Annotated in this window: 21 protein-coding genes and 1 other RNA gene; 1 reads left to right on the top strand and 21 read right to left on the bottom strand. The window is 41.0% G+C overall.

Annotation, left to right across the window (positions count from 1 at the left end; translation table 11 throughout):
- Positions 1-2: 2 nt before the first annotated feature.
- The 15 genes from AAHB15_RS22085 to cymR form a co-directional block, all read right to left on the bottom strand.
- A complete protein-coding gene (locus AAHB15_RS22085; RefSeq protein ID WP_335574126.1) occupies positions 3-647 on the bottom strand; it encodes an O-methyltransferase in 645 nt (214 codons plus the stop codon).
- A 293-nt stretch (positions 648-940) separates the two neighbouring features.
- Positions 941-2077 (bottom strand): endolytic transglycosylase MltG, encoded by a 1137-nt coding sequence (gene mltG, locus AAHB15_RS22080; protein ID WP_335574127.1) that lies wholly within the window; start codon positions 2075-2077, stop codon positions 941-943.
- A gap of 176 nt (positions 2078-2253) precedes the next feature.
- Entirely contained in the window at positions 2254-2553 is a 300-nt protein-coding gene (locus tag AAHB15_RS22075; protein ID WP_098529897.1) for a DUF1292 domain-containing protein, read from the bottom strand.
- A gap of 13 nt (positions 2554-2566) precedes the next feature.
- The gene (ruvX, locus tag AAHB15_RS22070; RefSeq protein ID WP_098529896.1) at positions 2567-2983 is read right to left on the bottom strand and encodes a Holliday junction resolvase RuvX; all 417 of its coding nucleotides are present in this window, start codon (positions 2981-2983) and stop codon (positions 2567-2569) included.
- A 3-nt stretch (positions 2984-2986) separates the two neighbouring features.
- Entirely contained in the window at positions 2987-3253 is a 267-nt protein-coding gene (locus AAHB15_RS22065; RefSeq protein WP_098529895.1) for an IreB family regulatory phosphoprotein, read from the bottom strand.
- A gap of 112 nt (positions 3254-3365) precedes the next feature.
- Positions 3366-6002, bottom strand: coding sequence for an alanine--tRNA ligase (gene alaS / locus AAHB15_RS22060; protein ID WP_335574128.1), 2637 nt, complete (start codon positions 6000-6002; stop codon positions 3366-3368).
- A gap of 516 nt (positions 6003-6518) precedes the next feature.
- Complete coding sequence (locus tag AAHB15_RS22055; protein WP_335574129.1) at positions 6519-7583, bottom strand: AI-2E family transporter; 1065 nt, start codon at positions 7581-7583, stop codon at positions 6519-6521.
- 93 nt (positions 7584-7676) lie between these two features.
- Entirely contained in the window at positions 7677-7811 is a 135-nt protein-coding gene (locus tag AAHB15_RS22050; protein WP_144564148.1) for a YrzQ family protein, read from the bottom strand.
- 50 nt (positions 7812-7861) lie between these two features.
- A complete protein-coding gene (locus AAHB15_RS22045) occupies positions 7862-8053 on the bottom strand; it encodes a hypothetical protein (RefSeq protein WP_098529891.1) in 192 nt (63 codons plus the stop codon).
- 11 nt (positions 8054-8064) lie between these two features.
- Positions 8065-8541: a PRC-barrel domain-containing protein gene (locus AAHB15_RS22040; protein ID WP_335574130.1), complete on the bottom strand. Its 477-nt coding sequence runs from the start codon at positions 8539-8541 to the stop codon at positions 8065-8067.
- Between the two features lie 25 nt (positions 8542-8566).
- Positions 8567-10978 (bottom strand): SF1B family DNA helicase RecD2, encoded by a 2412-nt coding sequence (gene recD2, locus AAHB15_RS22035; RefSeq protein ID WP_342043352.1) that lies wholly within the window; start codon positions 10976-10978, stop codon positions 8567-8569.
- A 30-nt stretch (positions 10979-11008) separates the two neighbouring features.
- Positions 11009-11662 carry a tetratricopeptide repeat protein gene (locus tag AAHB15_RS22030; protein WP_342043351.1) on the bottom strand — a complete coding sequence of 218 codons (654 nt, stop codon included), beginning with the start codon at positions 11660-11662 and terminating at the stop codon, positions 11009-11011.
- 257 nt (positions 11663-11919) lie between these two features.
- Entirely contained in the window at positions 11920-13038 is a 1119-nt protein-coding gene (gene mnmA, locus AAHB15_RS22025; RefSeq protein ID WP_342043350.1) for a tRNA 2-thiouridine(34) synthase MnmA, read from the bottom strand.
- A 35-nt stretch (positions 13039-13073) separates the two neighbouring features.
- Positions 13074-14216, bottom strand: coding sequence for a cysteine desulfurase family protein (locus AAHB15_RS22020; RefSeq protein ID WP_342043349.1), 1143 nt, complete (start codon positions 14214-14216; stop codon positions 13074-13076).
- A gap of 101 nt (positions 14217-14317) precedes the next feature.
- Complete coding sequence (cymR, locus tag AAHB15_RS22015; RefSeq protein ID WP_098529886.1) at positions 14318-14737, bottom strand: cysteine metabolism transcriptional regulator CymR; 420 nt, start codon at positions 14735-14737, stop codon at positions 14318-14320.
- Between the two features lie 224 nt (positions 14738-14961).
- Here cymR and AAHB15_RS22010 point away from each other — a divergent pair, with 224 nt between their 5' ends.
- Positions 14962-16236 carry a replication-associated recombination protein A gene (locus tag AAHB15_RS22010; RefSeq protein ID WP_342043348.1) on the top strand — a complete coding sequence of 425 codons (1275 nt, stop codon included), beginning with the start codon at positions 14962-14964 and terminating at the stop codon, positions 16234-16236.
- Between the two features lie 78 nt (positions 16237-16314).
- Here the strand turns inward: AAHB15_RS22010 and AAHB15_RS22005 are convergent, their stop codons facing one another.
- The 6 genes from AAHB15_RS22005 to aspS form a co-directional block, all read right to left on the bottom strand.
- Positions 16315-16722 (bottom strand): hypothetical protein, encoded by a 408-nt coding sequence (locus tag AAHB15_RS22005; RefSeq protein WP_342043347.1) that lies wholly within the window; start codon positions 16720-16722, stop codon positions 16315-16317.
- Entirely contained in the window at positions 16695-17264 is a 570-nt protein-coding gene (locus AAHB15_RS22000) for an ABC transporter permease (protein ID WP_342043346.1), read from the bottom strand. The genes AAHB15_RS22005 and AAHB15_RS22000 overlap by 28 nt, the downstream gene beginning before the upstream one ends.
- A complete protein-coding gene (locus AAHB15_RS21995) occupies positions 17257-18186 on the bottom strand; it encodes an ABC transporter ATP-binding protein (RefSeq protein ID WP_335571342.1) in 930 nt (309 codons plus the stop codon). The genes AAHB15_RS22000 and AAHB15_RS21995 overlap by 8 nt, the downstream gene beginning before the upstream one ends.
- A gap of 194 nt (positions 18187-18380) precedes the next feature.
- A complete protein-coding gene (locus tag AAHB15_RS21990) occupies positions 18381-19148 on the bottom strand; it encodes a tRNA threonylcarbamoyladenosine dehydratase (RefSeq protein WP_098529882.1) in 768 nt (255 codons plus the stop codon).
- 314 nt (positions 19149-19462) lie between these two features.
- Positions 19463-19656, bottom strand: a non-coding RNA gene (gene ssrS / locus AAHB15_RS21985) — 6S RNA.
- Between the two features lie 67 nt (positions 19657-19723).
- Positions 19724-21493 (bottom strand): aspartate--tRNA ligase, encoded by a 1770-nt coding sequence (gene aspS, locus AAHB15_RS21980; RefSeq protein WP_335571341.1) that lies wholly within the window; start codon positions 21491-21493, stop codon positions 19724-19726.
- Positions 21494-21498: the final 5 nt, after the last annotated feature.

The raw sequence follows: 21498 nt of genomic DNA, 5'->3' as shown, positions 1-21498 counted from the left end.
TCTCACCTCTTCTTTGTGCTAATAGCAATTCCGTCACCAACTGGTAATATAACAGAATCATACTCAGGGTGGTTCATCAACCACTGATTAAATTCATCTATTTTTTTGACAAGATTTCGGATTCTTTTTGATTCAATTTCCGCTTCTGCAACAAGGCCTTTGAACAAGACATTATCTGTAACAACCATCCCTTCAGCTGTCAAATACTTTGCATAAAGCTCAAAAAACTTTTTATATTGGCCTTTAGCTGCATCAATAAAAATGGCATCGAAAGGACCATGGCTGCGAATAGCGTCCTCCACAAGAAGGGCATCTCCCTCAATTAAGATGATTTGTTCAGCCCTGCCGGATCGCTGGATATATTCTTTTGCTGTTTGAATTCTCTCGATATCCCGTTCAATCGTGACAATTTTTGCCTCAGGAAGGGCTGCAGCCATTCGTAATGCCGAATAACCAATCGCTGTACCAACCTCAAGTATTCTACATGACCGGTGGATTCTCAATAATTGCAGCATGGTTTCAATTCCGGCCAGTTCCATGATCGGAACATGATGTTCACTTGCATAATTCTCCATTTCGCTAAACAGGGCGTTCCTGTCAGAAAATAGACTCTCTATATAAGAATGCAGCTTCTCATTATTTAACAAGCTGCCGTCACCTCTATCCTCATAAGATAGCCGGCAGCGCGGGACGCTAAAATCCGGACCATTCTTAAAATCAAATGCTTTTAGTATTTGCCAAAGAAGAATTCTTTAGACATGAAAAAATAGCGCTCACAGATGAGGATATCCAGACAAGCTGAAAAGCTTGAGTGCTTTTGGGGCAGTTACTGCCTCCAGTTTCCTTTAACTGTGGGTTACGCTATAGATTACTTATTAAAACACCTGAATTATTTTACCATAAAAAAAGGGGGAATGCTAATCTTTCCCCCAAGTTCTGATTATTTTTTATTGGAAATATACTCAGCCTTTTTTTGATTATGCTCAGCTAATGTTTTTGTAAAAATTACATCGCCATTTGCTGTTGCTAGGAAATAGTAATAATTGGTTTGATTCGGATCAAGTGCTGCTTCAATAGAAACCCTGCCGGAATTGGCAATCGGCCCCGGCGGCAGTCCCGTATTTTTATAGGTGTTATATGGAGAATTAACGTCTAAATCCTTATAATAAACCTTTTCTTTGTGTTTTCCTAGCGCATATAACACTGTAGGGTCTGTTTGGAGCGGCATTCCTGATTTAAGCCGATTGTAAAATACACTGGCTATCGTTTTCCGGTCAGCCTTACCGGTTGCTTCCTCCTCAACAAGAGAGGCCATCGTTAATAATTGATGGATGGATAACTTTTTTTCTTTACTTTTTTCCGTGTAATCAGACAATACTATTCTTGTTTTATCAAGCATGGCCGTAACTATTTCTTCAACGGAAGGATTTGGCTTGAAAAATGGATAGGTTGCCGGATATAAATACCCTTCGAGCGGATACTTTACAGTAGAATGCAAGATTTCATCTGTTAAGATATCAGGATATTTGATCATAAGCGATTTGATATATTGTTTATCATTTAGTTTATTAAATACATCTGCTTCATTTTGATGAGTAGCTTTTGCGATAATCGCGGCAATTTCCTTCAGCTGTTTACCTTCAGGAATGGTGATTTTAAAGGTTGCTACCGCCAAAACTTTTCCTGTTTTCAAACGACTGACAATTTCAGGAACATCCATAGAAGGGCTTAGCTGGTATTTTCCCGCCATAAAGCCGCCTTCGTTTTTAAGCTTTACATAGTACTTAAAAACCTTTGCATTTTTAATAATTCCATTTTTCTCTAACCTCTCACCAATTCCTGTCACAGAAGATCCGATTGGGATATCTACTGTTTTATACCTCTTACTATCTGCATCAATAGGCTTAAGGGCAGACTGAATGTAGAGGTAACCTCCACCGCCAATTAAAACTATGAATAATAGCAGGAATATAGCTATAAATAAAACAATTTTGCGGACAATCTTCGCTTCATAATGTTGTTCTAGCATTTTTTGTCGAATGACATCTTGTTTATTGCCTTTTTCTTTTTTTGTCATTCTGTTCCCCCTTCCCAAGACCAATGTTACATTATTATTCTTATCTATATAAATTATCTTAAAATAGATATCAATAATAATTTCAGCATATAGTACGAAAAATGTCAATTTATCATACTATATGTCAAAAAATCCAGATTAAAAAAACCGGCTAAATTAGCAGCCGGTTTTAAAACTTATTCTTCTTGTTCCTCGTTAAAGGTATTAAATACTTCTTCTACCATATCCCATTCTTCGTCCGTTTCAATTTCCATTAACTCTCCGAAACCGCCGTCCTCAGTTGGAATATAAGCATAGGTGAGGATATCAATTTCCTCTTCCTCATCTTCATTTGCACCTACTGGGTAAAAGAATACATAGGATTTTTCAAACTCGTCAGAGTCAAATGTGAAAAGTATTTCAAATAATTGTTCATCACCATTTTCATCGACAAGCGTAATGTAACGATCTTCTTCCTGATTATGTTCGTGTGCCATTCTCTTCACCTCATTAATTTTTGCTATCAAGATAACCTTGGAGAATCATAACTGCTGCCATTTTATCAATGACCTTCTTGCGCTTTTTGCGGCTGACATCAGCCTCAAGCAAGACACGTTCAGCAGCCATTGTTGTTAACCGCTCGTCCCACAAAACGGTTGGAACAGAAAATCTGCTCTCAATTTCGGCTGCATATTGCTTACTTGCCTCCCCGCGTGGTCCAATCGTCCCGTTCATATTTTTAGGTAATCCGATAACGACTGTATCGACTTGATACTCCTTTATTAATTGCCCAATTTCCTCAAAACCAAACTGTTTTTTTTCTTCATTGATTTTGAGGGTCTTCAAGCCCTGGGCCGTCCAGCCTAGCTCATCACTCAAAGCAATGCCGACGGTTTTTGAGCCTACATCTAATCCCATTGCGCGCATTCATTAACCCTCTCGTTGTTGTTTTAGATAGGATTTTACCAATTCCTCAATAATTTCATCCCGTTCGAGCTTACGTATAATGTTACGAGCGTCACGATGACGTGGAATATAGGCAGGATCTCCTGATAGTAAATATCCAACTATTTGGTTGATTGGATTATATCCTTTTTCCTGTAAGGCCTCATAGACTTGCAAAAGAACATCGTTTACGTCATGTTCAAACGGCTCTTCTGGAAAATTAAACCGCATCGTTTTATCAAATGAGCTCATTTCATGCACCTCGCTTATTATTTGACGAGAAATGTAATGTCTAGCTGCAGTGCTACGTACTGCAGCTTTTCTAGTGTTAGTTATTTACATTTTACACTACTTTGTCCCATTATCAAATGGATTTCACCCATTCATCAACGAATTGAAGTGCTGCATCCAATTTTTCTGGATCTTTTCCGCCGGCTTGCGCCATATCCGGACGGCCGCCGCCGCCGCCGCCGCATCGGGAAGCAACCTCTTTAATCAATTTACCAGCATGATAGCCTCTTTCGATTAAGTCCTTTGTAACTGCTGCAATCAGATTTACTTTTCCATCATGTGCGCTTCCAAGGACAATCACAGCTGATCCAAGCTTTTGTTTCAAATCATCAGCCATATTCCGCAGGTTATTCATATCAGCAGCTTGTACTTTTGCAGATAAAACCGTTATTCCCTCAATTTCTTTAGCATTTGAAACAAGGTTGCCAGCTTCGATATTTCCAAGCTTTGCAGCCAGTGATTCATTTTCGCGCTGAAGCTGCTTAATTTCAGTCATCAGACCGTCAATCCGGCTGCCAATATCTTTTGGATTGGTTTTTAATTTATCAGCTGCATCCTTTAATAAACCAACCTGCTCATTTAATAATTTATAAGCTGATTCGCCTGTTACAGCTTCAATTCTTCTAGTTCCGGCACCAATTCCGCTCTCTGAAACAATTTTAAATAGACCAATGACAGAGGTATTTGGTACATGGCATCCACCGCAAAGTTCTAAGCTGTAATCTCCGACTCTAACCACGCGGACAATTTCGCCATATTTCTCACCAAACAGTGCCATTGCTCCCAATGCTTTTGCTTCAGCAATTGGCTTTAAGCTAATATTTACTTCAATATTGCGCCAAATCTTTTCGTTAACAATTCGTTCAACTTGTTCCAACTCTTCCGGTTTTATTTGACCAAAGTGGGAAAAGTCAAAACGGAGACGCTCAGGTTCAACAAGTGAGCCCGCTTGGTTAACATGCTCCCCAAGTACATCTTTTAAGGCGCGATGAAGCAGATGTGTTGCCGTATGGTTTTTAATAATTTTGACCCGATTTTCAGCGTCAACCGCAGCGGTTACCTGTTGATTGGTTTTCAACTTGCCGCTCTCCACAATTACCTTGTGAAGGTTTTGACCATTTGGTGCTTTTTGAACATCCTTAACCAGAGCGGTCACCCCGTCACCTTTAAGGAAGCCCCGGTCAGCTATCTGACCTCCGCTTTCTGCATAGAAAGGAGTATTGTCAAGGATAACCTGTACTTCTTCACCCATTTCAGCCTGTTCGATAAGTTCACCGTCTTTAATAATGGCTATTACGGAAGAATGAGTGTTTAGTTCATCGTAACCGACGAATTTACTTTCAAGTTTAACGTCCCTGAGGACACCGCCTTGAACCTGCATGGAATCGACATCCTGACGGGCTGCCCGGGCACGTTCACGCTGCTGCTCCATTTCAATCTCGAATCCATCATGATCAACCTTCATGCCTTCTTCTTCTGCATACTCTTCTGTTAATTCAACAGGGAAACCGTATGTGTCATAGAGGCGGAAAATATCTGCTCCAGAGATTGTATCGCTGCCCTTTTCTTTTTCCTTGCTGATTACACTGGCTAAAATCGTTAATCCTTCATGAAGGGTTTCGTGGAAACGCTCTTCCTCATTTTTGATAACCTTTTGAATAAATTCTGTTTTATCCTTTACTTCCGGATAATAGTCCTGCATAATCTCGCCAACTACCGGTACAAGTTCAAACATAAATGGACGATTAATATTGATTTGCTTTGCGTAGCGAACTGCACGGCGCAGTAAACGACGCAGCACATAGCCGCGGCCTTCGTTTGATGGCAGGGCTCCATCACCAACAGCAAAGGCAACCGTACGAATATGGTCAGCAATAACTTTGAAAGCAACATCTTGTTCCTTCTCTACGCCATAGCTTACGCCAGAGATTTCTTCTGTTGACCGGATAATTGGGATAAATAGGTCAGTATCAAAATTGGTAGGAACATTTTGCACAACGGACGCCATCCGCTCGAGCCCCATCCCTGTATCAATGTTTTTCTTAGGAAGCGGCGTATATGTACCATCAGGATTATGGTTAAATTGAGAAAATACCAGATTCCAAACCTCAAGGTAGCGTTCGTTCTCACCGCCAGGATATAATTCAGGATCACTAGGGTCATCGCCATACTCTGGACCGCGGTCATAGAAAATTTCGGTATTAGGTCCACTAGGGCCTTCCCCGATGTCCCAGAAGTTCCCTTCCAAGCGGATGATTCTTTCCTCAGGTATGCCAATCTTTTTATTCCAAATGTCATAAGCTTCATGATCTTCTGGATGGACCGTAACACTTAGCAGTTCTGGGTCAAAGCCAATCCATTTATCGGAAGTTAAAAACTCCCAAGCCCAAACGATCGCTTCGTCCTTGAAATAATCTCCTATAGAGAAGTTACCTAGCATTTCAAAGAATGTATGGTGACGGGCTGTTTTTCCGACATTTTCGATATCGTTTGTACGAATAGACTTCTGTGCATTCGTAATCCTTGGATTTTCTGGAACCACACGACCATCAAAGTATTTCTTTAGGGTTGCAACTCCACTGTTGATCCACAATAATGATGGGTCATCATGCGGGACAAGTGAGGCACTTGGTTCAATGTTGTGTCCTTTTTCCTCATTAAAAAATTGCAGAAACATGGAACGAATTTGAGCTCCTGTTAATTTTTTCATTCTATAGACCTCCTTAATTTTAAGGCTGTGTTAACTTAAGAGTTGATTTCCGCTCCAGGCGCGAGCGGTTCGCGGGCGGTCCGGGGAGCCTCCTCGGCGCTATGCGCCTGTGGGGTCTCCCCAGCCACGTACTCCCGCAGGAGTCTTCGCGCCTTCCGCTCCAATCAACATGCTAAAAATTAACAATAACCTTTAACACAGCCAATTTTAAAAAAAGCATACAAAAAAGCCCTCATCCCAAAACAGGGACGAGAGCTTGTCTCGCGGTACCACCCTGATTATGAATACAAAATTCTGTATCCATCTCTCAAAATCCGCCTTAACGCGGCAGTGACGGCAGTGATTAGCTGCACTCCAGATTAGCTTTCTGTTATCCTTCATCTAGAGCTTCTTTCAGCCTGGGAAGCTCCTCTCTTTTACGCTAAGCGTTACAGATGGACTACAACATACTCAATCCTTCTACATTTTCAAACAATTATTCTATATCACGAATTATAGCCACCAATAAAACGTTTGTCAATTTGATTCCTTCATTAGGTGGTTTTTTGCATGGATAATGCCCACTTTGAGGACGGCAAGGATCGGAACGGCAAGGATTAACCCTAAAATCCCGCCAACTTCACCACCAGTCGTTAAGGCCGCCATAATTAACAAAGGGTGCATATGTAAACTCTTTCCCACTATATAAGGTGATAAAATGTTACCCTCAAGAAACTGTAATCCAAAGACAATGACAATCGTAATAATAACCAATTTCATCGAGATGGTGGCAGCAATAATAACTGCGGGGACAGCCCCGATAATTGGACCAAAATAAGGAATTACATTAGTGGCACCGACAATCAACCCTAAAAGCAATGGATAATTTAAATGAAAGAGCCAAAATAACAGCGAAGAAATACTGCCAATAATAATACAAACGAGCAGCTGCCCTCTTATGTAACCGCCAAGTGATTGGTCTACATCCTTAAGAAACACCGAGCCCTTCTTGCGCCATTTTTTAGGCGTTAAATACCAAACAGTCCTTTTTAATAACGGATAATCTTTTAGCATGTAGAAGGTTATAAACGGAATAATCATCATCAGTAAGGCGGAATTCAGAATGTTAACAAGGATGTTGACGATAATCGTTAATAGAGAATTTAGTTTGTTTTCAAATGCATCGATTCCCTCATCAACCCTTGCTTGCAGACCATCTGGCCATTCCCTTGTATGTTTCTGCAGCAATGCAATCCAGTCCCGATACTGCTCAGCGAAGACGGGAGCACTTTCAGATAAATCTTTTATTTGGTCAACGACGACTGGTATCCCCTTATATAATGAAAAGCCGATACCGCCAAAAAAAATAAAATAAATGAGGATAATAGCAAGACCACGATGCAGTCCTTTTTCATGCAATTTCTCTACAATCGGGTGCAGTAAATAAGTAATAAAACCAGCAATAATAAAAGGAAAAATGATTATTCCAATTACTTTAACAATTGGCATCCATAGTGGACTAATCTTTAAAAAAATGAAGATTGCGATTAATAAAAGGAGCAAGAACCCAATTCGATAATACCATTTTACACGAATATCCACGTCAAGGACCTCCTTCGATTAGTTTTGGAGACTGATGGTGGAAATATACAAGTTATGCTAAAATCCCCCTCAAGGACCTTGAGGGGGAATAACCTAGAATATCGCGCGCTTTACCTTTTTTTGAATCCTTTTCATATTGCGGGCTGACATCATATTATTTCTTTGGGCTATATTGTACGCTGCCATCCCTGCACCAAAAGCAACCATTGTCGTCATCATTTTATTCATTCGTCTCACCTCTTTAATAGATTGGCCAGACTTCCGAGGAACCCTCGGTTTTAAATCGTATAACGACGTTCTTCTTCCTCAAACAAATCATCCAACGAACTTAATGACCCGTCTTCTTCGACCTGATGGGTATTGATGATACCTTTGTTTACAGAGAGTTCGATAAAACAGTTCCAGCAATAATACTGGTTGATACCAATTTTGCCGATATCTTTGCTCTGACAATTGGGACACTTAAACATGAAAAGACACCTCACGTATTATCTACATCTACGATAATGGCATCCTTTCCGATCGCGACGGGCTTCCCGGATTGAATGACTTGTTTGCCTTCCGTGATTTCCGAAAAGAAGCCATCCGTAATTTCATACCCTACGATTGTGCCCAATTCTTCCTGAAAATATACATCCGTTAACAATCCGAGCGATTCACCGCTTTTAGAAAGCATCATCATGCCGTCTAAGGAATGTTGATGGTTTAACGTATATTCAGGACTCTCTTTTAGTTTTTCTAAATATCCGGTATCCTCAACCATTACCCCATCCCAGCCAAAGGAGGCCACTTTTTGAATGTCCAAAAAGAAGGTTTGCTTAAAGAATATCCCTTTTTTAACTAATAGGCCTTCGACTTTTCCGGTGCTTGCTATACAAAGATCGGTAATCTCACCTATTTTGGTTCCACTTTTGGTTTCAAAAACAGGCTGCCCTTTTAATAAAGAAAATGTCCGCAAAGAGTTTCCACCCCCCGAACATTTCTTAGTTTCCGTCATTAGTTAGAAAATCATAAGGTGTAAGGTTTTCCATTCCAATCATTGGATGGACCTGCATCATTTCTTCCTCATAGGATAGCTCACTCGAAATATCGACATTCATTTGAGTCACATTTATAATGGATTCCTGCAGCTTTTGGCAGAGTGTAGTTTGTCTTTGGAGTTCATCTGCCCGTTCTATCCCCATCCTTAGTGCATCTTCTTCCCCGCAAATAATCAATGATTGTTTACTACGGGTAATGGCTGTGTAAATTAAGTTCCTTTGCAGCATCCTATAGTAGCTTCTTGTAATCGGAAGAATGACAATCGGAAATTCACTGCCCTGTGATTTATGAACGGAGCAGCAATACGCATGAGTTATTTGATTTAAGTCCTGCCTTGTATATTCGACTTCATTTCCTTCAAAGGAAATATAAATCATATCTTGTTTTTCGGTATTTTCTTTGGCATAGATAATCGAGATAATTTCACCGATATCTCCGTTAAATACATTGCTTTCCGGCTGATTAACAAGTTGAAGTACCTTGTCACCGATTCGGTATTTTACATCGCCAAAGGCGATTTCCTTACGTTTTCCATCAGGATTAGGGTTAAAGATCTCCTGTAATAAGACATTCAAGCGGTCAATACCAGCCGGCCCACGATACATCGGTGCTAGCACCTGAATATCCTTTGCGGTATATCCTTTGTTTTTGGCATTAAGGGCCACTTTTTCGACGACCTGAGCGACTTGTGCTGTTGAACATTTAATAAAAGAGCGATCAGCCTGTTTTGCGGTGACATTTGGCGGTAAAAATCCCTTCTTAATGTCATGGGCCAGTTCGATAATCGAAGACCCCTCTGCCTGACGGTAAATATCAGTAAGGCGAACAGTCGGAATCCGCGCAGAGTGCAGCAAATCCTTTAACACTTGCCCAGGCCCGACTGATGGAAGCTGATCCTCGTCCCCTACCATGATGACTTGTATATGTTCCGGCAGGGCCTTGAACAATTGATTGGCAAGCCATATATCCAGCATCGATGTCTCATCGACTATTAATATTTTTCCCTCTAGCGGGCTTGCTTCATCACGGTCAAATCCTTCTGTCCCATTAAAGCCAAGTAAGCGGTGAATGGTTACCGCAGGCAGTCCAGTGGATTCAGTCATTCGTTTCGCCGCACGTCCGGTCGGGGCTGCTAATAATATCGGAAACGGCTCATCTTTTTTAAAGTAATCCTTTGGTTCAAGCGAACAGCCGTGCAGTTCACCGTAAAGCTCGACAATCCCTTTTATAACAGTTGTTTTACCGGTTCCGGGACCACCTGTTAGGATGAGCATAGGAGACATGAGCGCATTTTGAATGGCCTCTCTTTGTGAAGGGGCATATTGTACACCTAGACGCTCTTCTAAGCCTCCTAATGCCAGAAGGAACTCAGATTCAGGGAATTGTTCGCTGTATTCGGTTTGCTTTAAGATACGATTAATGCTCGTAACAAGACCTTTTTCCGCGAAAAATAATGACGGGAGATAAATTCGTTTTTCCTCGCCAATTATTTTCCCCTCTTCTTCAAGTTTAATCAGTTCGCTTGAGATATCCGTAAACTCAATTTGATTGCGCTTATTTTCTTCAAGTAGTGACTTTACTTGTTCAAGCAAATCCTCCGCGTGTAAAAAAACATGGCCTGTTTGCATGCTTTCATTTTCGAGCGTGTAAAGGCAGGCTGCTTTGATCCGATCCGGATGGTTCCCGGTAATCCCCAGCTGATAACCCAACTCGTCCGCCCGGCCGAAACCAATCCCCTCGATGTCCTCGACAAGCTGATAGGGGTTTTTTTGAATAATGGAGAGAGTTTCATCTTTATAGGCTTGATAAATACGCATAGAAATTTGCGGCCCGAAACCGTATTGGTTTAGTGCGACCATTACTTGCTCAAGGCCCTGATGCTCCATCAAGGTATCATAAAGCATTTTGGCCTTTTCAGGAGGGAGCTTTGGAATGGAATCGAGTAATGACGGCTGATTGAGAATCTTTGAAATCGCATTTTCACCGAGTGTCTCAACAATGTTCTCCGCGGTTTTCTTCCCAATACCCTTAAACATTTCACCTGATAAATAGGCAATAACCCCTTGTTTCGTTTGGGGCATGTCCTTGCGAAAATGATTCGTATGGAATTGGAGTCCAAACTTTGGATGTTCTTTAAACTCTCCGAAAAAGACATAGGTTTCCTGTTCATGGATTTTTGGAAAATATCCTGTTATGACCGCTTCTTTGTCATCGTATTGATCATTGGTTTCATCGACGCGGATTCTAAGGACTGTATAGAGGTTTTGTTCGTTATGGAAAATCGTTACAATTGGTCTTCCCTTTACAAACTTTCCTTGTTCCGCGAATAAATCAAGGGTGTCTTGTTTTTCCATTCTACTCCCTCCTTTCGGCTTTTTTATATATTAGAGATTTTGTTCTAGTAATTTCTTGCCATGACCTGCTAGTACATGGTCTGGCTGGATTTCGAGTGCTTTGTTAAACATAGCAAGCGCCTGGGCCTGATTTTCCTTGAATGCATACGAGACACCTAAATTATAATAAGCATCTGTATGATCAGGGTCTAGTTCAATGCATTTTTCTAGTTCAATGATGGCTTCATCAATAAGATCATTTTGCGCAAGGCATAGTCCGTACTGGAAACGGGCCTCTGAGTCCTTCTCGTTTAACTCGACACTTCGCTGCAGGTATGGAAGGGCTAGCTTGCCTTGGTCTAGCTGCAGAAGTGTTAGACCTAACATAAAGTAGGTGTCGCTAGAGTCGAGTCCTTTTTTCATGGCTTGCTCGAAACTATGTTTTGCTTCTGCGAAGCGGTCATGGCTAAAGAGGATGTTTCCGATACTATAGTAAGCAGCAGCGGCATTTTCGTCGATTTCGATTGCTTTTTGATAAAATCTGATTGCTTTTTCGTCGTCGCCTACTGCTGAAAGAACGTTGCCAAAATTGATATAGGCTACTGGGTCTTTTGGGTTTTCTTCGATTGCATCGTTAAAGGCCTTAGCAGCCTCTTCCCAGTTACCTTCTTGCATGTATTGTACACCTAATTGGTTTTTATCCATTTTTTCAACTCCAATCCTAAAAGAAAGTATATCATATTTTAGTTAAAAGTTACCGTTTGTATCTTAGGGTGAGTTTGTATTGTGGAATTCCGCCGGGTTATGAAGTTATTACGCCGAATTCAGCTTTTATTCCGCGCAATTTTGGAAATATTTAGAGCCTTTTTACATTAATTCCGCCCCAATTGCCATTTATTCCGCCAAACAGTAATACACTCACAAAAAAAGACCTGACTCCAATAAAGGAATCAGGGTCTTCTTTAGCCAACATAGGTTAAACGTTCACCATTTTTATAAACTTCATCAATCGTTCCGCCGCCAAGGCATTCGTCACCTTGATAAAAAACAGCAGCTTGTCCAGGCGTAATTGCTCTGATAGGTTCATGGAACAAGACTTGAACTTTATCGCCTTCCAACAGGCGAACTGTGACTTTATGGTCTTCCTGACGATAACGGAATTTCGCTGTGCATTCAAATTCAGCAGGCTTTTCACGATTTGAAACCCAGCTAACATTCACAGCTGTAATCGCATCGGAATAAAGTTTTTCATGATGGAAGCCTTGGCCGACATAAAGGATATTTCTTTTTAAATCCTTACCAATCGCAAACCAGGGCTCACCAGATCCGCCAATCCCAAGACCATGACGCTGGCCGATCGTATGATACATCAGCCCTTCATGTTTGCCTTTGACCTCACCGTCAAACGTCTCCATATTCCCGGGTTGTGCAGGTAAATATTGACCTAGGAACTCTTTAAAATTCCGTTCACCAATAAAGCAAATCCCGGTACTGTCTTTTTTCGTTGCAGTAGCAAGCTCTGCCTCCTTGGCAATTTCCCGAACCCGGGACTTTTCAAGATTACCAATTGGGAACATCACTTTACTTATCTGCTCCTGCGATAATTGATTTAGGAAATAGGTTTGATCTTTATTTTCATCAAGGCCGCGAAGCATTTTATATTCGCCATCACGGAACTCGACGCGGGCATAGTGTCCTGTCGCAAGATAATCCGCACCTAAGTTCATCGCATGTTCTAGGAAGGCTTTAAATTTGATTTCTTTGTTACACATCACGTCAGGATTTGGCGTCCTGCCCGCTTTATATTCATCAAGGAAATAGGTAAATACCTTGTCCCAATATTGTTTTTCAAAGTTTACCGCATAATAGGGAATGCCAATTTGATTGCAGACACGAATAACGTCCTCGTAATCTTCTGTTGCTGTACACACACCATTTTCATCGGTGTCATCCCAGTTTTTCATAAAAATGCCGATGACATCATAGCCTTGCTGCTTCAGTAAAAGGGCTGCAACAGAGGAATCCACTCCACCTGACATCCCAACTACTACCCGTGTATCCTTTGGATCCTTTATTTCCATGTTTTCACCTCTCTCGTCTAGCAATTCATCTGCATCTATTTTTTCAGGCGCTTAACAATTTTCGCAATTTCTGCAGCGGTTTTACTAACCTCTTCCTTTGTCGTAGTAAAACCAAAGCTGAAGCGAATGGAATTGGTCAGCCGCTCTGATTGTTTACCAAACATGGCAACAAGAACATGGGAAGGCTCAATCGAACCAGCTGTACAAGCTGAGCCGCTTGAAACGGCAACACCAGCCAAATCAAGATTGACAAGCATTGCTTCCACACTAGTTCCAGGAAAGCTTAAGTTTAATACATGTGGCAGTGAATATTCAAGCGATCCGTTTATGTTAAATTCAACCTGTCCTTCATGGAGCTTTTCTATTAACATTTCTTTCAGTTCAATAAACTTTTCACGTTTAACTGACCGCTCTTCATTCGCTATCAAAACCGCTTCATGAAATCCTACGATTGAAGCAACATTTTCCGTCCCGGCTCGGCGTTTTCTTTCTTGTTCACCACCAAAGAGGAGTGGTGCTATTTTGACCGTTGACCTTGCAAAAAGAAAGCCAACTCCCTTTGGGCCATTTATTTTATGAGCAGAAACAGATAACAAATCAATGTTACTATCGTTGACATCGATGTCTTCTACCCCGTATGCTTGGACTGCATCTGTATGAAAAATAGCTTGGTGCCCTTCTAGCAGCTGACCAATTTCGTTAATTGGCTGGATGGTTCCTACTTCGTTATTGCCATACATAACCGATACTAGAATCGTATCATCCCTTAATGCCGCTTGGAGGTCTGTTATTACGATTCGCCCTGTTTCATCCACTGGCAGGTAGGTAACTTCGTATCCCATTTTTTCTAACTTTTTGCAAGCATGAAGCACAGCATGATGTTCTACCTGTGTTGTGATAATATGTCTGCCCTTTGTTTGGTAGCTTTCAGCGACACCAAATAACGCCATATTATCTGCTTCAGTCCCGCCGCCTGTAAAAATAATCTCGGTTTCCCGGGCTCCGATACTGCGAGCAAGTGCAGCCCGCGCTAAATCAATATAATGACGAGCCTCCCTGCCGAATGAATGAATGCTCGAAGGATTCCCAAAAGTAGCATTCATAATCGTTACCATCTTGTCGATCACCTTTGGATGCATCGGACTCGTTGCGGCATGGTCGAGATAGATTCGTTCCATAATTACACCTTCAATCAAATAATTCTCATTTATCATTCATCTAAAAAGATTATAAATTAATAGCTGCTACTTCCATTACTGCCTCGCTTTTATTTTTAACCTTAAATATAAAACATATAACCATCTGGCTCCTGGTCATCACTGTGGCTGGCTAAATCTTCTAATGTGGTGTTATCCAAAACACCTCTAATCGCATCGCGGATTCGGATCCACAGCTCGCGCTTAGCAGGTTCTTCATCCTCAATCCCTTCGACAGGGGTAATCGGACCTTCTAGCACACGAATGACATCGCCTGCGGTAATTTTTGATGGCGCATTAGTCAGTTCATATCCTCCATAAGCTCCTCTGATGCTTTTGACCAAACCAGCATTCCGTAATGGAGCAATTAATTGTTCTAAGTAATGCTCGGATAGTTCATTTGCTTGAGCAATCGTCTTTAAAGAGGTAGGACCTTCACCATGTTTTTTAGCTAGTTCAATCATAATTGTCAAACCATAACGACCTTTAGTAGAAATCTTCATCTATTGCACCCCTTATTCGTTAATGTATCTATTAATGAAAATAATCTCAGTAAATTGATAGGCATTAAAAATTATATCATATTCTTCTTTAATATGCTTTTTCAATGGAAAATGGTAAAGTTAATTGGAAGATTCTATTTAGTAATTTATTAAATCAGCACCTATTCTACTATAAAATATAAATTTTCAAGCAAGATAGTCAGTTCAATTTTGGAGAGATGATTATGCAGCAAAAACCATTAGCATTCCGCATGCGGCCACGAACAATCGAGGAAGTTGTCGGACAGCAGCATATTGTTGGGGATGGGAAAATTATCGCTAGAATGGTGAAGGCGAAACAGCTTACCTCGATGATCTTATACGGACCGCCTGGCATTGGGAAAACTTCGATTGCAAGCGCCATTGCCGGAAGTACAAAATACGCCTTTCGAACATTAAACGCGGTAACAAATAATAAAAAAGATATGGAGATTGTGGCAGCAGAGGCAAAAATGTCTGGGAAAGTCATTCTGCTGCTTGATGAAGTCCACCGTTTAGATAAAGCCAAACAAGATTTTCTTCTTCCCTATCTGGAAAACGGAATGATTGTATTAATTGGGGCCACAACAAGTAATCCTTATCATGCGATTAACCCGGCGATTCGAAGCCGCTGTCAAATTTTTGAACTAAAGCCTTTGTCCCCGGATGAAGTCAAGCAAGCCTTAGTGCGAGCGCTTCGTGATGATGAGCGCGGCTATGGAAAAGAAAAAGTAGAGATGTCTGAAGAAGCATTATTGCATTTTTCTCAAGGGTCAAATGGGGATGTTCGCAGCTCATTGAACGCACTGGAACTGGCCATTCTATCAACCGATAAAGATGCTGAAGGCGTTATTCATATTGATGTGGAAACGGCTGAGGAATGTTTGCAAAAGAAAAGTTTGGTTGCCGATAAAGATGGAGACGGTCATTATGATGTTCTCTCTGCTTTTCAGAAGTCTATTCGCGGGAGCGATGTGGATGCTGCCCTTCACTACCTTGGCCGCTTAATTGAAGCGGGTGACCTGCCCAGTATCAGCCGCAGATTGATCGTGATTGCTTATGAGGACATAGGACTAGCTAATCCACAAGCGGGAGCACGGACATTAGCAGCCATCGAAACAGCTGAAAGAATTGGCTTTCCTGAGGCAAGGATTCCACTCGCAAATGCAGTAATTGAACTTTGCTTATCACCTAAATCAAACTCAGCCGTTTTGGCCATTCAAGCGGCCCTAGATGACATCCAAAAAGGAATTGTCGGCGAAGTACCTGACCACCTAAAGGATGCCCATTATAAAGGGGCAAAAGAGCTTGGCAGAGGGATTGGCTACTTATATCCACATGACTATGAGAACGGCTGGGTTCCTCAGCAATATTTACCGAACAAACTAAAAAACAAAAAATACTACCAGCCTAAAAAAACAGGAAAATTCGAACAAGCCCTAGCTACCGTATACGAAAAATTAATCAGATCGAGAAAGTAGAAACAATAGAAAAGGTGACAGGCACCATGTGAAGAATTCACATGGTGCCTGTCACCTTTATTTATGTTCTTATAGTGTTTATGCTGCTACGTCTCGTTTTTTGAAGACGTAGAAAGCGAGGAACTGGAATAGGGCGAAGTAAATGACTAGCATGATAATAGAGAAAGGGATTGTCATTCCTTCGACGAGTGGTGTTCCTTCAAAATATTGCATTAAATCTGTGTTTGCAAATAAAACATATTTAGCCCAGTCAAATTTCATTGCTAACAAAGCAGTAAATTGACCTCCGGTAAATAATAAAAACAACGAGAGCCCAATCGCAAGTGAACTATTTCGAAATACAGCAGAAATCATAAATGCCATGGTTACTAACATAATCATATCAATAGAACTTAGTCCGTAGTAAACGAGCAGATGGGCAACCATATTCTGTTCCGTAACGTGGCCATTAAAATAATTTAAATAAGGAACTGCTTTGTCCGGCATACCAAATAATATGGCACCCAATACACTAGAGAAAATAAACATGTCGCCAGCATAAAAAAAGCAAATAATAGAACTGTCACATATTTCGCTAAAAGAATTTTAGTTCGGTTAATGGGACGGATTAACAACAGCTTAATTGTCCCCCAGTTAAACTCACTGGCCACTATGCCAGCAGCTACAATAATAATAAATACGCCTGCTAACATAATCAACTGTGACGAATCTTTTACGAAGGACCAAACCGTATATTTCTCTTTAGGTGGAATATCATGTTTGATTCGGTAATCATTAATCGCAATTTCTTTTTTAAAATATTGCTTCTCCGATTTGATTTGGCTTTTCGCCATCTGCTGCTTTAAAGCATTGTTTTCCTCCTGTAAGACCTGCCGCCAATTTTGATCCTGCTGCACATCCATACTATTCTGTTGTGATTTAATGACAATAGCAACTACAGCTAAGGAAAGAACCAAAATAGCAATCATAACGATTGTTCCAGGGCGCCTAAAAATTTTCATCCATTCATTTTTAATTAAATTAACCACGCAAAGCCGCCTCCTTTTCAGACGTCACTTCAAGGAAGCGATCTTCTAATGTTTTCGCTACTTCCTTAATCCCAAAAATGGAAATATCTTCGGCAACCAGTAATTTAACTAGATTTGGGATTTCCTCTTTGCTTAATTCAATAGTTAGGCCATTTCTTGAATGATTTGCTTTAAGATTTGGATAATTCACAGCTAAAAGATTCAACGCTTTTTCAGCAGGTACTACTTCTAGCTCATAGGTTACCTCAGTACCTTCATGCACAAATTCATTAACGCGCTGTACATCTGCTAACCTGCCATCCTGTATGATTCCGATTCTGTCACACATCATTTCCATTTCAGACAGTAAATGACTAGAAACAATCACAGCCATATTTTTTTCTCTGGCCAGCAGGCGAACATAATCGCGTATTTCTCTAATCCCTGCAGGGTCTAATCCGTTAGTAGGCTCATCAAGAATTAATACATCCGGGTCATGTAAAAGGCATTGAGCCAGCCCTAACCGCTGCCTCATTCCAAGTGAATAGGTTTTTACTTTGTCATGGATTCGGTCTGACAGTCCTACCAATTTTACTGTTTCCGCAATTTTATCTTTTGAGATTCCTTTCGACATGCGTGCATAATGAACCAAGTTCTGATAACCTGTTAAAAATTTATACATTTCAGGATTTTCAACAATCGCTCCAATATGACCGACTGCCTCCTCGAATTGAGATTTAATACTATAACCGCCAATAGTTATGTCACCGGAAGTAATCCCCATTAAACCCACAATCATCCGAATGGTGGTGGTTTTCCCTGCTCCGTTTGGACCTAAGAATCCAAACACTTCCCCTTTATTTACTCGGAAGCTAATTTGATCAATAATGGTTCTTCCTTTAATAACCTTCGTAACCTCTTTAAGTTCTACAATGGTCTCCAATTTCTCTCTCCTCTCAGGAACAAACGATCCTAATCAAGTTTACCTGAATGTAGTAAAAATTTCCTTCCTAATTCGTAAAGTATTGTAACAAATAAGAGGAGCGATTTAAAACGGCTCCGGATGGATACTATCTAGGTCTTAAGACTGATGCAAAAAGAAAAACCCTAAACGTCAAAGAGTTTAGGGCAAATCGCTTATTTTTCATCAGCAACGCGCTGAATTTTAATGTCTTTTAACAATTCTCTGACAACATAGCTCGCCATAATCAGGCCAGCTGCGGAAGGTACAAAAGCATTAGAGGCAGGCGGCATTTGCGCTTTCCGAATCGGCGCGTTTTCATTTCCCACTTCTTTTTTAATATCCTCACGAATCACTATTGGACTTTCATCAGAAAAGACAACCGGAATCCCTTTGTGAATCCGTTCTTTGCGAAGTTTTGTGCGAATAACCTTTGCAATCGGATCCGTATGAGTCTTCGAAATATCCGCAATCTTAAAACGAGTCGGATCCATTTTATTTGCTGCCCCCATGCTAGAAATAATCGGGATATTTCGCTTCAGGCATTCTTTCATTAAATGAATTTTATAAACAATCGTATCCGAAGCATCCACAACAAAATCCAATTTATGACTAAAAATTTCTTCATAAGTATCTTCTGTATAAAAGATTTTTAGCGGAATCACTTCACAATCAGGGTTAATATCTTTAATCCGCTCTGTCATGATTTCTACCTTTGGTCTGCCAACCGTGGATAAAAGCGCAATTAGCTGACGGTTGATATTGGTAATATCTACGTCATCTTTATCAATCAAAATTAATCTGCCAACCCCGGACCGGGCCAGAGCTTCCGCCGCAAATGAACCGACACCGCCGATTCCTAAAACAGCAACCGTGCTGTTTTTCATAATAGTTAATCCTTCTTTACCAATAGCAAGCTCGTTTCGAGAAAATTGATGCAGCATTAGTTTCACTCCAAATTTATAATCACTTTTATATATTTTTTCACCATAAGAATATATCATACTTGCTTATAAAAACAAGTAATCAACTAGGAATTATTCATTAGAAAAGCGCAAGCGCCTTGGTCAGCCCCGACAAGCATAAGACGAGCCGGCCGAAAGGTTGCTTTTTAACCTTTTGGACGGATTGGCTTATGACCTCGAGGGGCTAGGCGCTGGAGCTAGACAATTCTCAAAGTCAAAAACTTTTATACTTTCTTATCTCATAAAAGAAAAACCTTCTGCCTAAGCAGAAGGTGATTTTTTAGGAAATAACGAAGAGTCCCAATGGTGCCGTCGCTTATGATCCTTCGTTTTGATCCCGCTACTAGCAGGTGGGTGTCCTGTTTCCGCTATTGTAAGTCCCTATACCGTATAGGTGGGGCATTTACGCATGTAGAAAACTCTAGACTCCCGAATCATTAATGTTCGGTCAAAACATCAGGTAACACAACGTACATTTCAGGACTCTTCTTTAATTGCTCTTATCATATCATATCCTAAAAAGGTCATCAAGACTTTATGAAAGCGAATTCTTGCTATTTATTAACATTTAGTGACAAATATAACTCCTTTAATTGAGCCTCAGAAACTTCACCTGGTGCATCTGTTAGCAAGCAGCTTGCACTTGCTGTCTTTGGAAAGGCAATCGTATCACGCAGGTTGGTACTGCCTGCAAGCAGCATCACCAAGCGGTCAAGACCGATAGCAATTCCACCATGTGGAGGTGTTCCATATTCAAAGGCATTTAAGAGGAAGCCAAACTGTTCCTGTGCTTCTTCTGGAGAAAATCCAAGCACACTAAACATTTTTTCTTGAATCGGGCGTTCGAAAATCCGCAGTGATCCACCGCCGAGTTCATATCCATTCAAAACAATGTCATATGCTTGTGCACGGACCTTGGAAGGGTCTGTATCTAATAGTTCAAGGTCTTCCCTAAATGGCATTGTAAATGGATGGTGTGCTGCATAATAACGGCCTTCTTCTTCATCGTACTCTAACAGCGGCCAGTCAGTTACCCATAAGAAGTTAAACCGGCTTGGGTCGATTAAGCCTAACTCTTTTCCTAGTTTTAGTCTTAATGCACCAAGGGCATCTGCTACAACACTCTTTTTATCGGCAACAAATAATAGTAAATCTCCATCAGCCGCATCAAGTGTAGCCTTGATTGCTTGTACATCCTCTTCGTTGAAGAATTTAGCAATTGGGCCCTTTAAGCCTTCAGCATCTACTTTTAACCAAGCAAGGCCTTTTGCACCGTAGACAGCGACAAATTCAGTTAAAGCATCAATATCTTTACGAGAATATTTTTCGGCTGCGCCTTTTACATTAATGGCTTTTACCTGGCCGCCATTTGCAACGGCTGCAGCAAACACCTTAAAACCTGAATCCTTCACGATTTCAGAAAGGTCCACAAGTTCTAATCCAAACCGTGTATCTGGTTTATCAGACCCGAAGCGGCTCATTGCCTCTGCATAGGTCATACGCGGGAAACTTGCAGGGACTTCCACCCCTTTAACTTCCTTCATCAATCCAGATAACATTTTTTCCATCATGCTGATAATGTCTTCTTGACTTAAGAAGCTTGTTTCAATATCGACTTGGGTAAATTCCGGTTGACGGTCTGCACGCAAGTCCTCATCACGGAAACAGCGGGCAATTTGATAATAGCGTTCTACTCCGCCCACCATTAATAATTGTTTAAACAACTGTGGTGATTGTGGCAATGCATAGAACTCACCTGGATGGACACGGCTAGGCACTAAATAGTCACGTGCTCCCTCTGGTGTACTTTTTGTTAAAATTGGTGTTTCAATATCTAAGAAACCCTCACTGTCAAGATAGTTTCGTATATGTTTTGTTACCTGATGGCGCATCTTCAGCGTCTCAAACATAACCGGGCGGCGAAAATCTAAGTAGCGATATTTTAAGCGGATATCCTCTGAGGCATCTGTCCGATCAGAAATCTGAAACGGCGGCGTTTTCGCCTCATTGATAATCGTTACTTCTTCAGCCTGAACTTCAATCGTTCCGGTTGTAATGTTTTCATTAATGGTTCCTGCTTCACGGCCGACAACAGTTCCGACCACATTTAGAACATACTCGTTACGGATTGTTTCTGCAATTTCCAGTGCTTCCTTTGATGTATCTGGATTAAACACTACTTGAACAATTCCGGAACGGTCGCGCAAATCAATAAAGATTAACCCGCCGAGGTCACGGCGTTTTTGAACCCAACCCTTTAATGTTACCTTCTCACCTACTGCTGATTCTGGAACTTCTCCACAAAAATACGATCTGCCAAACATGTTTA

The sequence above is a fragment of the Bacillus sp. OTU2372 genome (genome assembly GCF_038440275.1).
In the GTDB taxonomy this organism is placed as follows: Bacteria; Bacillota; Bacilli; order Bacillales; family Cytobacillaceae; genus Neobacillus; species Neobacillus bataviensis_B.
The sequence above is the reverse complement of the archived record's forward strand: the minus strand, read 5'-3'. Positions and strand labels throughout refer to the sequence as shown.

Bases quoted from the DNA above. Each gene is read 5' to 3' on its own strand.
- mltG (WP_335574127.1), bottom strand. From the start codon at position 2,077: ATGACAAAAAAAGAAAAAGGCAATAAACAAGATGTCATTCGACAAAAA.
- AAHB15_RS22075 (WP_098529897.1), bottom strand. From the start codon at position 2,553: ATGGCACACGAACATAATCAGGAAGAAGATCGTTACATTACGCTTGTC.
- ruvX (WP_098529896.1), bottom strand. From the start codon at position 2,983: ATGCGCGCAATGGGATTAGATGTAGGCTCAAAAACCGTCGGCATTGCT.
- AAHB15_RS22065 (WP_098529895.1), bottom strand. From the start codon at position 3,253: ATGAGCTCATTTGATAAAACGATGCGGTTTAATTTTCCAGAAGAGCCG.
- alaS (WP_335574128.1), bottom strand. From the start codon at position 6,002: ATGAAAAAATTAACAGGAGCTCAAATTCGTTCCATGTTTCTGCAATTT.
- AAHB15_RS22050 (WP_144564148.1), bottom strand. From the start codon at position 7,811: ATGAATAAAATGATGACGACAATGGTTGCTTTTGGTGCAGGGATGGCA.
- AAHB15_RS22045 (WP_098529891.1), bottom strand. From the start codon at position 8,053: ATGTTTAAGTGTCCCAATTGTCAGAGCAAAGATATCGGCAAAATTGGT.
- recD2 (WP_342043352.1), bottom strand. From the start codon at position 10,978: ATGGAAAAACAAGACACCCTTGATTTATTCGCGGAACAAGGAAAGTTT.
- AAHB15_RS22030 (WP_342043351.1), bottom strand. From the start codon at position 11,662: ATGGATAAAAACCAATTAGGTGTACAATACATGCAAGAAGGTAACTGG.
- mnmA (WP_342043350.1), bottom strand. From the start codon at position 13,038: ATGGAAATAAAGGATCCAAAGGATACACGGGTAGTAGTTGGGATGTCA.
- AAHB15_RS22020 (WP_342043349.1), bottom strand. From the start codon at position 14,216: ATGGAACGAATCTATCTCGACCATGCCGCAACGAGTCCGATGCATCCA.
- cymR (WP_098529886.1), bottom strand. From the start codon at position 14,737: ATGAAGATTTCTACTAAAGGTCGTTATGGTTTGACAATTATGATTGAA.
- AAHB15_RS22010 (WP_342043348.1), top strand. From the start codon at position 14,962: ATGCAGCAAAAACCATTAGCATTCCGCATGCGGCCACGAACAATCGAG.
- AAHB15_RS22005 (WP_342043347.1), bottom strand. From the start codon at position 16,722: ATGCCGGACAAAGCAGTTCCTTATTTAAATTATTTTAATGGCCACGTT.
- AAHB15_RS21990 (WP_098529882.1), bottom strand. From the start codon at position 19,148: ATGCTGCATCAATTTTCTCGAAACGAGCTTGCTATTGGTAAAGAAGGA.
- aspS (WP_335571341.1), bottom strand. From the start codon at position 21,493: ATGTTTGGCAGATCGTATTTTTGTGGAGAAGTTCCAGAATCAGCAGTA.